The 14,125-nt window shown below is 70.2% G+C and carries 11 protein-coding genes; 10 read left to right on the top strand and 1 reads right to left on the bottom strand.

The annotated features are described in order from the left end of the window. The 10 genes from GT045_RS03795 to GT045_RS39450 all read left to right on the top strand — a co-directional run. The coding region (locus tag GT045_RS03795; protein WP_161333286.1) for a HAMP domain-containing protein at positions 1–3,845 on the top strand (3,845 nt) is incomplete at its 5' end. Between the two features lie 293 nt (positions 3,846–4,138). Next, positions 4,139–4,819, top strand: coding sequence for a response regulator (locus tag GT045_RS03790; RefSeq protein ID WP_161298367.1), 681 nt, complete (start codon positions 4,139–4,141; stop codon positions 4,817–4,819). 124 nt (positions 4,820–4,943) lie between these two features. Beyond that, entirely contained in the window at positions 4,944–7,697 is a 2,754-nt protein-coding gene (locus GT045_RS03785) for a DNA translocase FtsK (RefSeq protein WP_202527060.1), read from the top strand. Positions 7,698–7,974: 277 nt separating this feature from the next. Continuing rightward, the gene (locus GT045_RS03780; protein WP_161298365.1) at positions 7,975–8,823 is read left to right on the top strand and encodes a helix-turn-helix domain-containing protein; all 849 of its coding nucleotides are present in this window, start codon (positions 7,975–7,977) and stop codon (positions 8,821–8,823) included. Positions 8,824–8,920: 97 nt separating this feature from the next. Beyond that, positions 8,921–10,393 (top strand): 30S ribosomal protein S12 methylthiotransferase RimO, encoded by a 1,473-nt coding sequence (gene rimO, locus GT045_RS03775; RefSeq protein ID WP_161333284.1) that lies wholly within the window; start codon positions 8,921–8,923, stop codon positions 10,391–10,393. Further along, on the top strand, positions 10,390–11,148 hold the full coding sequence (gene pgsA, locus GT045_RS03770) for a CDP-diacylglycerol--glycerol-3-phosphate 3-phosphatidyltransferase (RefSeq protein WP_161298363.1): 759 nt from the start codon (positions 10,390–10,392) through the stop codon (positions 11,146–11,148). The genes rimO and pgsA overlap by 4 nt, the downstream gene beginning before the upstream one ends. Then, complete coding sequence (locus tag GT045_RS03765; protein WP_161298362.1) at positions 11,145–11,690, top strand: CinA family protein; 546 nt, start codon at positions 11,145–11,147, stop codon at positions 11,688–11,690. Before pgsA ends, GT045_RS03765 begins: the two co-directional genes overlap by 4 nt. Positions 11,691–11,799: 109 nt before the next feature. Then, on the top strand, positions 11,800–12,174 hold the full coding sequence (locus GT045_RS03760; protein WP_161298361.1) for a helix-turn-helix transcriptional regulator: 375 nt from the start codon (positions 11,800–11,802) through the stop codon (positions 12,172–12,174). A gap of 194 nt (positions 12,175–12,368) precedes the next feature. Continuing rightward, entirely contained in the window at positions 12,369–12,839 is a 471-nt protein-coding gene (locus GT045_RS03755) for a DNA starvation/stationary phase protection protein (RefSeq protein ID WP_161298360.1), read from the top strand. A gap of 143 nt (positions 12,840–12,982) precedes the next feature. Further along, positions 12,983–13,258, top strand: coding sequence for a hypothetical protein (locus tag GT045_RS39450; RefSeq protein WP_237538339.1), 276 nt, complete (start codon positions 12,983–12,985; stop codon positions 13,256–13,258). Here GT045_RS39450 and GT045_RS03750 read toward each other — a convergent pair. Continuing rightward, a complete protein-coding gene (locus GT045_RS03750; protein ID WP_161298358.1) occupies positions 13,206–13,970 on the bottom strand; it encodes an SDR family NAD(P)-dependent oxidoreductase in 765 nt (254 codons plus the stop codon). The genes GT045_RS39450 and GT045_RS03750 overlap by 53 nt on opposite strands. Positions 13,971–14,125 lie beyond the last annotated feature (155 nt).

The following is a 14,125-nucleotide window of genomic DNA, read 5'->3' as shown; positions in this document are numbered from 1 at the left end:
TGAACACGATGGTGGACCAGCTGTCGTCGTTCGCCGACCAGGTGACGCGGATGGCCCGGGACGTGGGGACGGAGGGCCGGCTGGGCGGTCAGGCCCGGGTGGACGGCGTCTCCGGTACGTGGAAGGAGCTGACGGACTCCGTCAACTTCATGGCCGGCAACCTGACCTCGCAGGTGCGGCAGATCGCGCAGGTGACGACGGCGGTGGCGCGGGGTGACCTGTCGCAGAAGATCGACGTTGACGCGCGCGGTGAGATCCTCGAGCTGAAGAACACGATCAACACGATGGTTGATCAGCTGTCCGCCTTCGCCGACCAGGTGACCCGGGTCGCGCGCGACGTGGGTACCGAGGGGCGCCTCGGCGGGCAGGCGCAGGTGCCCGGGGTGGCCGGTGTGTGGCGGGACCTGACCGACTCCGTGAACGGCATGGCCGGCAACCTCACGGCCCAGGTGCGCAACATCGCGCAGGTCGCCACCGCCGTGGCGCGCGGTGACCTCTCCCAGAAGATCACCGTGGACGCGCGCGGGGAGATCCTGGAGCTGAAGAACACGCTGAACACGATGGTGGACCAGCTGTCGTCGTTCGCCGACCAGGTCACGCGGGTGGCCCGGGAGGTGGGTACGGAGGGCATCCTCGGCGGGCAGGCCGAGGTGCAGGGTGTCTCCGGCACCTGGAAGGACCTCACGCAGTCCGTGAACTTCATGGCGAACAACCTGACCATCCAGGTGCGCAACATCGCCGAGGTGACGACGGCGGTCGCCAAGGGCGACCTGTCGAAGAAGATCACTGTTGACGCGAAGGGCGAGATCCTCGAGCTGGTCACGACGGTCAACACCATGGTGGACCAGCTGTCCAGCTTCGCCGAGCAGGTGACGCGGGTGGCCCGTGAGGTGGGTACCGAGGGCATTCTGGGCGGTCAGGCGCACGTGCCGGGTGTCACCGGCATCTGGAAGGACCTCAGCAACAACGTCAACCTGATGGCCAACAACCTGACCATGCAGGTGCGGAACATCTCGCAGGTGTCCGCGGCCGTCGCCAACGGTGACCTGACGCGGCAGGTGACGATCGAGGCGAGCGGTGAGGTGGCGCAGCTCGCCGACACGATCAACACGATGGTCAAGACGCTGAGTTCGTTCGCCGACCAGGTCACCAAGGTGGCCCGTGAGGTGGGTACGGACGGCATCCTCGGCGGTCAGGCGCATGTGCCGGGTGTGGCCGGCACCTGGAAGGACCTGACCGAGTCGGTGAACCAGATGGCGTCCAACCTGACCGGCCAGGTGCGCAACATCGCCATGGTCACGACGGCGATCGCGAAGGGCGACCTGACCAAGAAGATCGACATCGACGCGCGGGGCGAGATCCTCGAGCTGAAGACGACGATCAACACGATGGTCGACCAGCTGTCCAGCTTCGCCGAGGAGGTCACCCGGGTGGCCCGTGAGGTGGGCACCGAGGGGCAGCTCGGCGGGCAGGCACGCGTGCGCGACGTCGACGGCACGTGGCGCGACCTCACCGAGTCGGTGAACGAGATGGCCGGGAACCTGACCCGGCAGGTGCGTGCCATCGCGCGCGTGGCGACCGCGGTGACCCGTGGCGACCTGAACCTGAAGATCGACGTGGACGCGTCCGGGGAGATCCAGGAACTGCAGGACTACATCAACAAGATGATCGCCAATCTGCGTGACACCACGATCGCCAACAAGGAGCAGGACTGGCTGAAGGGCAACCTGGCCCGTATCTCGGCTCTCATGCAGGGCCGCCGGGACCTGGCGGACGTGGCCTCGCTGATCATGAGCGAGCTGACCCCGGTGGTGTCCGCCCAGCACGGCGCGTTCTTCCTGGCGATGCCGCTGGTGGAGGGCCGGGGCGTCGGCAGTGGTGAGGACGGTTACGAGCTGCGGATGCTGGGCTCGTACGGCTACTCGATGGGGTCCATGCCGGCGTCGTTCCGGCCCGGTGAGGCCCTGATCGGCACGGCCGCCGAGGAGAAGCGCACGATCCTGGTGGACAACGCGCCCAGCGGTTACCTGAAGATCTCCTCCGGGCTCGGGGAGGCGCCGCCCGCCCAGGTGATCGTGCTGCCGGTGCTGTTCGAGGGCCAGGTGCTCGGTGTGATCGAGCTGGCGTCCTTCACGCCGTTCACGCAGATCCAGCGCGACTTCCTGAACCAGATCGCCGAGATGATCGCGACGAGTGTGAACACCATCTCGGTCAACACCAAGACCGAGCAGTTGCTGAAGCAGTCGCAGGAGCTGACCGAGCAGCTGCGGGAGCGGTCGGCCGAGCTGGAGAACCGGCAGAAGGCGCTGCAGGCGTCCAACGCCGAGCTGGAGGAGAAGGCCGAGCTGCTGGCCCGGCAGAACCGGGACATCGAGGTGAAGAACACCGAGATCGAGGAGGCCCGGCAGGTCCTGGAGGAACGTGCCGAGCAGCTCGCCGTGTCGATGCGTTACAAGAGCGAGTTCCTCGCGAACATGTCGCACGAGCTGCGCACCCCGCTCAACTCGCTGCTGATCCTGGCGAAGCTGCTCGCGGACAACGCCGAGGGCAATCTGTCGCCGAAGCAGGTGGAGTTCGCGGAGACCATCCACGGGGCCGGTTCGGACCTGCTCCAGCTGATCAACGACATCCTCGACCTGTCGAAGGTGGAGGCGGGCAAGATGGACGTCTCTCCGACGCGCATCGCGCTCGTCCAGCTGGTGGACTACGTGGAGGCCACCTTCCGGCCGCTGACCGCGGAGAAGGGCCTGGATCTGTCCGTGCGGGTGTCCCCGGAGCTGCCGGCGACCCTGCACACCGACGAGCAGCGGTTGCTGCAGGTGCTGCGCAACCTGCTGTCGAACGCGGTGAAGTTCACCGACTCCGGTTCGGTGGAGCTGGTGATCCGGCCGGCGGGCGCGGGGGTGCCGCAGTCGATCCGGGAGCAGCTGCTGGAGGCCGGTTCGCTGGCCGATCCGGACGGCGAGCTGATCGCGTTCTCGGTGACCGACACCGGTATCGGTATCGCGGCCAGCAAGATGCGGGTGATCTTCGAGGCGTTCAAGCAGGCGGACGGCACCACCAGCCGCAAGTACGGCGGCACCGGCCTCGGCCTGTCGATCTCGCGGGAGATCGCGCAGCTGCTCGGGGGTGAGATCCACGCGCAGAGCGAACCGGGCCGCGGCTCGACGTTCACGCTGTACCTGCCGCTGCACCCGAGCGAGCTGCCGCCGCAGGGCTACCAGCAGTCCGTGCCCGCCCTGGAGGCCGGCGACCTGGTCGCCTCCGAGGCGCGCATCTCCTCGGAACTGTCCGCGGTGGAGATCGAGACGCCGGCCGAGGTGAAGTCGTACCAGGAGACGCAGAACGGTCCGGCCGCGCTGTTCAGGCGCCGGCGGCGCGGCCGGCCCGAGGAGACGCAGCGGCTCGACCAGTGGACGGCCGCCGCCGAGCAGGAGCGGGCGGCGCAGCCGGGGAGCGTGGTGCGGTTCGGCGGCGAGAAGGTGCTGATCGTCGACGACGACATCCGCAACGTGTTCGCGCTCACCAGCGTCCTGGAGCAGCACGGCCTGTCGGTGCTGTACGCCGAGAACGGCCGTGAGGGCATCGAGGTGCTGGAGCAGCACGACGACGTGGCGGTCGTCCTGATGGACATCATGATGCCGGAGATGGACGGCTATGCGACCACCACGGCGATCCGTCGTATGCCCCAGTTCGCCGGTCTGCCGATCATCGCGCTCACCGCGAAGGCGATGAAGGGCGACCGGGAGAAGGCGATCGAGTCGGGTGCCTCCGACTACGTCACCAAGCCGGTCGATCCCGATCACCTGCTGTCGGTGATGGGGCAGTGGATGACCGCCGAGTGACCGGACCCGGTCGCGCCCGCCGGCGCGGCCGGGCCGGGTGTGCGCGCCTCGGGAACCTTCGGGGCGCGTCGGGAGTTGCTGCATGATGGATGCCGGAAACATGCGGGAACCCCGGATTCCGGGAACCATCCGGAGTCCCGCCGCGTTTCCCTTGTGTGCACAGTGACATCGCGGTGACAGGGTGTGTCGACAGGCGGGGTGCGGCTACGATGACCGGCACAAGGACGGGCGGCGAAAGGGAGTCGTCCCCTGGGGCGGCGCCCGGTGTACCGCCGGGGCGAGGAGGGCGGGCCATGGTGCAGAAGGCCAAGATCCTCCTGGTCGATGACCGGCCGGAGAATCTGCTGGCGCTGGAGGCCATCCTCTCTGCGCTCGATCAGACGCTGGTGCGGGCATCGAGCGGGGAGGAAGCGCTCAAAGCACTGCTCACGGACGATTTCGCGGTCATTCTGCTGGACGTCCAGATGCCGGGTATGGACGGGTTCGAGACCGCCGCCCACATCAAGCGGCGCGAGCGGACGCGGGACATCCCGATCATCTTCCTCACGGCGATCAATCACGGTCCGCACCACACCTTCCGGGGCTACGCGGCGGGCGCGGTGGACTACATCTCCAAGCCGTTCGACCCGTGGGTGCTGCGCGCGAAGGTCTCGGTCTTCGTGGAGCTGTACATGAAGAACTGCCAGCTGCGTGAGCAGGCGGCGCTGCTGCGGCTGCAGTTGGAGGGCGGCGGCAAGGGCGGGGTCGCGGGCAAGGAGTCGGCGGGGCTGCTCGCCGAGCTGTCCGCGCGGCTCGCGGCCGTCGAGGAGCAGGCGGAGGCGCTGTCCAAGCAGCTGGACGACGACTCCGCGGACGCGGCGGCGGTGGCCACGGCGGCTCACCTGGAGCGCAAACTCACCGGTCTGCGCCGCGCGCTCGACGCCCTGGAACCGGGCGCGGGCGGCGGGGGCGCCCCCGTGCCGTCGCAGAACTGACGTGCGCCGGGACCGCAGTTGCGGATGAGTGTGCGTCAGTTCCGGTCCTCGTCAAGCACGACACGAACGGGTGAAGCTGTGGCCACGCGTGTCCGCTGTCGTCTCCCCCGGTAACCTCACACCCATGGCCTCACGTCCCTCCGCAGCCAAGAAGCCGCCCTCGAAGAAGGCGGCTGCTCCCGCGAAGGCTCCGGCGAAGAAGGCCGTCGCGAAGAAAGCCCCGGCCAGGAAGGCGCCCGCCAGGAAGGCCGTGGCGAGGAAGGCCGCGCCGCCGAGGCCGGTACCCAGCCCCACCGGGGGCGTGTACCGGCTCGCGCGGGCCCTGTGGCTCGGTCTCGCGCACGCCGTCGGCGCCGTCTTCCGCGGCATAGGGCAGGGTGCGAAGAACCTCGACCCGGCGCACCGCAAGGACGGCGTCGCCCTGCTGCTGTTCGGTATCGCCCTGATCGTCGCCGCGGGCACCTGGGCGGACCTCAAGGGGCCCGTCGGGGACCTGGTCGAGATCCTGGTCACCGGCGCCTTCGGCCGCCTCGACCTGCTGGTGCCGATACTGCTGGCGGTGATCGCCGTACGGTTCGTCCGGCATCCGGAGAAGCCGGAGGCCAACGGGCGGATCGTGATCGGCCTGTCCGCGCTCGTCGTCGGCGTGCTCGGCCAGGTCCACATCGCCTGCGGCGCGCCCGCGCGCAGCGCCGGCATGCAGGGGATAAGGGACGCCGGCGGCCTCATCGGCTGGGCGGTGGCCACCCCGCTGACGTTCACCATGACCGAGATGCTCGCCGTACCCCTGCTGGTGCTGCTGACGATCTTCGGGCTGCTCGTGGTGACCGCCACCCCCGTCAACGCCATCCCGCAGCGGCTGCGCAGGCTCGGTGTCCACCTGGGCGTGCTCCACGACTACGAGGCGGACCAGCTCGCCGACGACGGGCCCTACGACGAGGAGTGGCGCGCGCCCGCGCCCGCGCGCCCGCGCAGGCGCTCCGGCGCTCCCCAGGCGTACGACCCCGACAGCGCCGAGGAAGAGGCCCTCTCGCGGCGCCGTGGGCGCCCCAGGCGCTCCGCGGTGCCCCAGCCGGATCCACAGCGCCACATGGACGCCGTGGACGTCGCGTCGGCGGCCGCCGCCGCACTGGACGGCGCCGTGCTGCACGGCATGCCGCCGTCGCCGCTCGTCGCCGACCTCACGCAGGGGGTGAGCGCGGGGGAACGCGAGGAGACCACCCCGGTGCCCGCGCCGGCGCACGAGAGCGCACCGGCACCCGAGCGCACGCCGGTACCGGCCCCGGCGGCCCGTCCCAGGCAGGAGAAGGCGTCGACCGGGCCCGTCCCGGACCTGACCAAGAAGGCCCCCGAGGAGCCCCGCGACCTGCCCGCGCGCGCGGAGCAGCTCCAGCTGTCCGGCGACATCACCTACGCGCTGCCGTCCCTGGACCTGCTCACGCGCGGCGGCCCGGGCAAGTCGCGCAGCGCCGCCAACGACGCCGTCGTCGCCTCGCTCACCCAGGTCTTCACCGAGTTCAAGGTCGACGCGGCCGTCACCGGCTTCACCCGCGGCCCGACGGTCACCCGCTACGAGGTCGAGCTCGGTCCCGCCGTCAAGGTCGAGCGGATCACCGCGCTGACCAAGAACATCGCCTACGCCGTCGCCAGCCCGGACGTGCGGATCATCAGCCCCATCCCCGGCAAGTCCGCCGTGGGCATCGAGATCCCGAACACCGACCGCGAGATGGTGAACCTCGGCGACGTGCTGCGGCTGGCGGAGTCCGCCGAGGACGACGACCCGATGCTGGTCGCCTTCGGCAAGGACGTCGAGGGCGGGTACGTCATGCACTCGCTGGCGAAGATGCCCCACATGCTGGTCGCCGGCGCCACCGGCTCCGGCAAGTCGTCCTGCATCAACTGCCTGATCACCTCGGTGATGATGCGGGCGACGCCCGAGGACGTCCGGATGATCCTGGTCGACCCCAAGCGTGTCGAGCTGACCGCCTACGAGGGCATCCCGCACCTGATCACGCCGATCATCACCAATCCCAAGCGGGCCGCCGAGGCGCTGCAGTGGGTGGTCCGCGAGATGGACCTCAGGTACGACGACCTGGCCGCCTACGGGTACCGGCACATCGACGACTTCAACCGCGCCGTCCGCGAGGGCCGGGCCAAGCCGCCCGAGGGCAGTGAGCGGGAGCTGCAGCCGTACCCGTACCTGCTGGTGATCGTGGACGAGCTGGCCGACCTGATGATGGTCGCCCCGCGTGACGTCGAGGACGCGATCGTGCGCATCACGCAGCTCGCGCGCGCGGCCGGCATCCACCTGGTGCTGGCCACCCAGCGCCCGTCGGTCGACGTGGTCACCGGTCTGATCAAGGCCAACGTGCCCTCCCGGCTGGCCTTCGCCACCTCCTCGCTGGCCGACTCCCGGGTCATCCTGGACCAGCCCGGCGCCGAGAAGCTGATCGGCAAGGGCGACGGCCTGTTCCTGCCCATGGGGGCGAACAAGCCGACCCGTATGCAGGGCGCCTTCGTGACCGAGGAGGAGGTCGCGGTCGTCGTCCAGCACTGCAAGGACCAGATGGCGCCGGTCTTCCGGGACGACGTCACCGTGGGCACCAAGCAGAAGAAGGAGATCGACGAGGACATCGGCGACGACCTCGACCTGCTGTGCCAGGCGGCCGAGCTGGTCGTCTCCACCCAGTTCGGGTCGACGTCCATGCTCCAGCGCAAGCTGCGCGTCGGCTTCGCCAAGGCCGGACGGCTGATGGACCTGATGGAGTCCCGCAACATCGTGGGACCGAGCGAGGGCTCCAAGGCGCGTGACGTTCTCGTGAAGCCTGATGAGCTGGACGGCGTGCTCGCGGTGATTCGCGGGGAGTCTGAGGGGTAGCGCGCAGGACCGTTCGGCGGAGGGGTTACCCCGGGTGGCGGCATCGCCGTGACACACCCGTTAGGCAACGACGGGCAACCGTTCGCCTTTGTCGTACGTCCAGTTGAGCGAAAGGACAGGTAAGGGTCCCACCCTGGGGTACCTGCTTGTCCGACGATCGGCATGTCAGGCCATACACATGGCGTAGAAAGTCATACCGTCCGGTTGCCCCACCCTTTCGTCACCCCCCTAGACTGAGCTTCCAGCACAGGTGGCTACACGCTCGAAAGGCGCCCCCGTGTCCATCGGCAACTCCCCTGAAGACGAGCGTCCGTTCCGAGACGAGTCCCAGGAAGCCCGACCCTCCGTCGGTCGCGCCCTCAAGCAGGCGCGGATCGCGGCCGGGCTCACCGTGGACGACATCAGCAGTGCCACTCGTGTCCGTATCGCCATCGTGCACGCCATCGAGGCGGACGACTTCGCCCCCTGCGGCGGCGACGTGTACGCCCGCGGGCACCTCCGCACGCTGGCCAGGGCCGTCCACCTCGACCCCGGACCGCTGATCGCCCAGTACGACGCCGAGCACGGCGGCCGCCCCGAGCCCACCCCGGCCGCCCCCCTCTTCGAGGCGGAGCGGATCCGGCCCGAGCGGCGCGGCCCGAACTGGACGGCGGCGATGGTCGCCGCCATCGTCGTCGTGATCGGATTCGTCGGGTTCACCGCCTTCAAGGGCGGCGACGACTCCGGCGACTCGAAATCGCAGGTCGCCGAGGGCGAGGGCACCACGCCGGTCGTCGGCAAGTCCGCCCGGCCCACGCCGAAGAAGGAGAAGCCCGCCCAGCCGACCGGCGAGCCCTCCGACAGCGCCATCGCCGCAGCCCCCCAGGACAAGGTCACCGTCCAGGTCAGCGCGCCCAACGGACGCAGCTGGATCTCGGCCAAGGACCACAACGGCCGGATGCTCTTCGACGGGCTGCTGGACAAGGGCAAGTCCAAGACCTTCCAGGACAGCTCCAAGATCAACCTGATCCTCGGCGACGCGGGCGCGATCGAGCTGTACGTCAACGGCAAGAAGATCGAGGACACCTTCCGGCCCGGCGCGGTCGAGCGCCTCACCTACACGAAGGGCGACCCGGTCGCCGGCTGACGGGCCGCGCCCCGCGCGCCCGGATGTGACGGAGTCGGCCAGGATCGGCCAACCCCGTCGACGTGGGCTGTCAGTGAGACAAAGTAGTCTTGAGCCCATGCCTGAACGCCGTACCGTCGCACTCGTCACTCTCGGCTGCGCCCGCAACGAGGTGGACTCGGAGGAGCTCGCAGGCCGTTTGGAGGCGGACGGCTGGCAGCTCGTCGAGGACGCCGCGGACGCCGACGTCGCCGTGGTCAACACCTGTGGCTTCGTCGAGGCCGCGAAGAAGGACTCCGTCGACGCCCTCCTGGAGGCCAACGACCTCAAGGATCATGGCAGAACCCAGGCCGTCGTGGCGGTGGGCTGCATGGCCGAGCGGTACGGCAAGGAGCTGGCGGAGGCGCTGCCCGAAGCCGACGGCGTGCTCGGCTTCGACGACTACGCCGACATCTCCGACCGCCTCCAGACCATCCTGTCCGGCGGCATCCACGCCGCCCACACCCCGCGCGACCGGCGCAAGCTGCTGCCGATCAGCCCGGCCGAGCGGCAGGAGTCGGCCGCCGCGGTGGCACTTCCCGGCCACGCACCGGCCGACCTCCCGGAGGGCCTCGCGCCCGCCTCCGGCCCGCGCGCGCCCCTGCGCCGCCGGCTGGGCGGCTCCCCGGTCGCCTCGGTCAAGCTGGCCTCGGGCTGCGACCGGCGCTGCTCGTTCTGCGCCATCCCCTCCTTCCGCGGCTCCTTCATCTCCCGCCGCCCCAGCGACGTCCTGAACGAGACCCGCTGGCTGGCCGAGCAGGGCGTGAAGGAGGTCATGCTCGTCTCCGAGAACAACACCTCCTACGGCAAGGACCTGGGCGACATCCGCCTGCTGGAGTCCCTGCTGCCGGAGCTGGCCGAGGTCGACGGCATCGAGCGGGTGCGGGTGAGCTACCTGCAGCCTGCCGAGATGCGCCCCGGCCTCATCGACGTCCTGACCTCGACGCCCAAGGTCGCCCCGTACTTCGACCTGTCCTTCCAGCACTCCGCGCCCGGCGTGCTGCGGTCCATGCGCCGCTTCGGCGACACCGACCGGTTCCTGGAACTGCTGGACACGATCCGCGCCAAGGCCCCCCAGGCCGGCGTCCGCTCCAACTTCATCGTCGGCTTCCCCGGCGAGTCCGAGTCCGACCTGGCCGAGCTGGAGCGCTTCCTGAACGGTGCCCGGCTCGACGCCATCGGCGTCTTCGGCTACTCGGACGAGGAGGGCACGGAAGCGGCGACGTACGACAACAAGCTGCACGAGGACGTCGTCGCCGAGCGCCTGGCCCACATCTCCCGGATGGCCGAGGAACTCGTCTCGCAGCGCGCCGAGGAGCGCGTCGGCGAGACCGTACGGGTCCTGGTGGAGTCCGTGGACGAGGATGAGGGCGTCTGCGGCCGCGCCGAGCACCAGGCACCGGAGACCGACGGCCAGATGCTGCTCACGAGCGGCGCGGGCCTGAGCGTGGGACGTATGGTCGAGGCGAAGGTGGTCGGTACGGAGGGTGTCGACCTGGTGGCCGAGCCGCTGACCGGCTCGCTCGCGTGTAGTGAGGAGGCGGGCAGATGACCGGAGTCCCGGCTTCCGCCGCGGGTGGCTCCTCCGGCGCGCACGGCGCCCGGGGTTCCGCAGCCGCTGCCGACGGCGCCCGGACCGAGGTCTCCGATTCTGCCGCGGACTCCGAGGACGGCGGCAGGACACCGCGCGGCGGCAAGATCGCGGCCGCGGCCGTCAACCAGGCGAGCGTCTGGAACGTCGCCAATCTGCTGACCATGCTCCGGCTGCTGCTGGTGCCCGGCTTCGTCGCGCTGATGCTGGCGAACGGCGGGTACGACCCGGCCTGGCGCTCGCTGGCCTGGGCGGCCTTCGCCGTCGCCATGATCACCGACCTGTTCGACGGACACCTGGCACGCACCTACAACCTGGTCACCGATTTCGGGAAGATCGCCGACCCCATCGCCGACAAGGCGATCATGGGGGCGGCGCTCGTCTGTCTGTCCGGCCTGGGTGATCTGCCGTGGTGGGTGACGGCCGTGATCCTCGGCCGGGAACTCGGCATCACCCTGCTGCGTTTCCTGGTCATCCGCTACGGCGTGATCCCCGCCAGCCGCGGCGGCAAGCTGAAGACGCTCACCCAGGGCGTGGCCGTCGGGATGTACGTGCTGGCACTCACGGGCTGGCTGGCCACCCTGAGGTTCTGGGTGATGGCCGCGGCGGTCGTCCTCACCGTCGTGACCGGCCTCGACTACGTGAGACAGGCCATTGTGCTGCGCCGGCAGGGAATCGCCGAGCGCGCCGCCGCGTTGGAGGAGAAGGAAGCGTGAGTTCCGCGGCCACCGAACTGGTGCGACTACTGACAGTGAGGGGCCAGACCCTCGCCGTCGCCGAGTCGCTGACCGGTGGGCTGGTGGCCGCGGAGATCACCGCGGTTCCCGGGGCGTCCCGGGTGTTCCGGGGATCGGTCACCGCCTACGCCACCGAGCTCAAGCACGAGCTGCTGGGTGTCGACGCCACCCTCCTGGCTCAGCGCGGAGCGGTGGATCCGCAGGTCGCGGGCCAGATGGCGACCGGAGTGCGCCGGGCTCTGGGAGCCGACTGGGGCCTCGCGACCACCGGGGTCGCCGGCCCCGACGCACAGGACGGCAAGCCCGTCGGAACGGTCTTCGTGGCCGTGGCCGGGCCCCTCACCGCCCGGGCCGGTTCTGCCGGTGGCGGAAAAGTCGAGGGTCTGCGGTTGAACGGCAGCCGTGCGGAAATTCGTATGGAGAGTGTACGGAGCGTACTCGCAGTGCTTCTGGAGCAGCTGGCGGGCGAACAGTCCGGGAATGAGCGGGCACAGGATACGGAACGGAACGGGGGGTTTTGATGTTTGCAGCCCTGAGTGAACACGACATCGCTCCCCGCACGGCCGCGGCGCGAGGCGGTACGGTGGGGCGAGAAGGATGCGGCTACGCGGTCCGAGGAGGGAGCCACCGATGATTCTGCTCCGTCGCCTGCTGGGTGACGTGCTGCGTCGGCAGCGCCAACGCCAGGGCCGTACTCTGCGCGAAGTCTCCTCGTCCGCCCGAGTCTCACTCGGCTATCTCTCCGAGGTGGAGCGGGGGCAGAAGGAGGCTTCCTCCGAGCTGCTCTCCGCCATCTGCGACGCGCTGGACGTACGGATGTCGGAACTCATGCGAGAAGTGAGCGACGAGCTGGCGCTCGCCGAACTGGCCCAGTCCGCCGCGGCCACCGAGCCCGTACCCACGTCGGTCCGACCGATGCTGGGTTCCGTGTCGGTGACCGGTGTGCCACCGGAACGGGTGACCATCAAGGCGCCCGCGGAGGCGGTGGACGTGGTCGCCGCCTGAGGTTGGCGCGCGCGGCCTGACGAACCGAGACGAACGAAGCCCTGGCCGGCTTCACCGGAGAGATCCGGGAGGGCCCGGCCGGGGCTTCCGTCGTGCCGGGACACCTGATGCCCGTTGTCCCCCCGTTTGCCGGTGTTGTGTGGTGCGGTCATCGTGGTAGGGACGTGAGGGCGCCGAAGCACCGGAGGAACCGGATGTACATCGTGAAGAGCTCGTTGGCCGACGCGGATCTGAAGACCGTGTCCGAGGCGCTGCAGGGCGCCCTCGTGGACCTGGTGGATCTCTCGCTGGCCGCCAAGCAGATCCACTGGAACGTCGTCGGCCCCCGCTTCCGCTCCATCCACCTCCAGCTCGACGACGTCGTCGCCTCCGCCCGCACCCACTCGGACACGGTGGCCGAGCGGGCCTCGGCGCTGGGCGTGCCACCCGACGGCCGCGCCGCCACGGTGGCCGCCAGCACCGGACTGAAGACCACCCCGGCAGGCTGGATCAAGGACACGGACGCCGTCTCGGCGATGGTGGACGCCCTCGGCGCCGCGATCTCCCGGATGCGGGAGCGGGTGGCGGCGACCGGGGAGCCGGATCCGGTGTCCCAGGACATCTTCATCCAGATCACCGCGGACCTGGAGAAGCACCACTGGATGTTCCAGGCGGAGAACGCCTAGTGGGCCCGGTGGCCCCGGCGGGCGGTCCGGTGCGACCGCTGCCCGCGGCGCCGTGTGGTCCGGCGTTGCATCGGTGAGCCCGTGGTGCGCCTTCCGCGCGGGACAGGCGACGGTCTAGCGTCCGGCTGGAGGTGATGGCGGGCATGGTGGTGCGAATAGTGCGCCGGGGGGTCGCGTTCACGCTCGGGGCGGCGTGGTGGTGGGCCGTGCTGCGGCTCGCCACCGGGCAGGGCTCGGGCGTGCTGGAGGGCGCCGTCGCGGCCGGCGGCTGGGGGCTGAGCCTGCTGCCCGTGCACTGTGCGCCCAGGGCGCGTGCGAACGCGGCCGTTCCGCCGGGACGCTGGGCGGCCGCCTGGCGCGCCGGTGTCACCACGGCATCGCCACACCCCCGTTCGGGCGAAGTATCTGACCTGTCGTGAACCGTGAGGCGTCCGACGCCAGATAGAGCACGGCGTGCGCGACGTCGTCCGGCTCGCCGACCCGGCCCAGCGGTGTCATCCGGGTCATCACGGCCTCGGTGTGCGCCTGTGCCTCGCGGTCGTGGCGCTCGGTCATGGGGGTCCGGATCCAGCCCGGCGCGACCGCGTTGACGCGGATGCCCCGCGGACCCACCTCGGTGGCGAGCGTCCTGGTCAGCTGCACCACGGCGGCCTTGGCCGCGCCGTAGCAGAGCAGCCCGGCGCCGCCCGTGTCGACCGCGCCGGAGGCCATGGTGACGATGCTGCCCCGGGTCCGCCGGGCGAGCATCAGCCGGGCCGCCTCCTGGCAGGCGTACAGCACACCCTTGAAGTTGACGTCCAGCACCCGGTCGAGATCCTCGTCCCGGGTCTCCAGGACGGGACTGCTGTGCATGATCCCGGCGATCGCGGCCAGCACGTCCAGCCGCTCGCAGGACCGGACCGCCTCGGCCAGCCGGGCCCGGTCGGTGACGTCGAGGACGTGCACACGGGCCGTGCCGGCGCGCTCCCCGATCAGCGCGGCCGTGCCGTCCAGACCCTCCGCGTCCCGGTCGGCGCAGTGCACCGTGGCTCCTGCCTCGGCGAGCAGCACGGCGGCGGCCCGGCCGATACCGCCGGCGGCTCCGGTGACAAAGGCGGTGCGTCCGGTGAGGTCGTACGCGGTGAGGGCCATGCAACGACCGTACGAGGATTTCTGACGGACCGTCAATTACTGTGCCGTCCCTTGCCGTGCCGTTTCCTTCGGTGCCGTTCCCTGCCGTGCCGCCCTTGCGGTGCTGTCCGTTGCTGTCGGCGCGCCGTCCATGACCGGGACCGTCCATGACCGGG

The sequence above is a fragment of the Streptomyces sp. SID486 genome (assembly GCF_009865385.1).
GTDB lineage: Bacteria > Actinomycetota > Actinomycetes > Streptomycetales > Streptomycetaceae > Streptomyces.
The sequence above is the reverse complement of the archived record's forward strand: the minus strand, read 5'-3'. Positions and strand labels throughout refer to the sequence as shown.

Coding starts and splice junctions, on each gene's coding strand:
- pgsA (WP_161298363.1), top strand. CDS start 10,390: ATGACCGGAGTCCCGGCTTCCGCCGCGGGTGGCTCCTCCGGCGCGCAC.
- GT045_RS39450 (WP_237538339.1), top strand. CDS start 12,983: ATGGTGGTGCGAATAGTGCGCCGGGGGGTCGCGTTCACGCTCGGGGCG.
- rimO (WP_161333284.1), top strand. CDS start 8,921: ATGCCTGAACGCCGTACCGTCGCACTCGTCACTCTCGGCTGCGCCCGC.
- GT045_RS03790 (WP_161298367.1), top strand. CDS start 4,139: ATGGTGCAGAAGGCCAAGATCCTCCTGGTCGATGACCGGCCGGAGAAT.
- GT045_RS03785 (WP_202527060.1), top strand. CDS start 4,944: ATGGCCTCACGTCCCTCCGCAGCCAAGAAGCCGCCCTCGAAGAAGGCG.
- GT045_RS03760 (WP_161298361.1), top strand. CDS start 11,800: ATGATTCTGCTCCGTCGCCTGCTGGGTGACGTGCTGCGTCGGCAGCGC.
- GT045_RS03750 (WP_161298358.1), bottom strand. CDS start 13,970: ATGGCCCTCACCGCGTACGACCTCACCGGACGCACCGCCTTTGTCACC.
- GT045_RS03755 (WP_161298360.1), top strand. CDS start 12,369: ATGTACATCGTGAAGAGCTCGTTGGCCGACGCGGATCTGAAGACCGTG.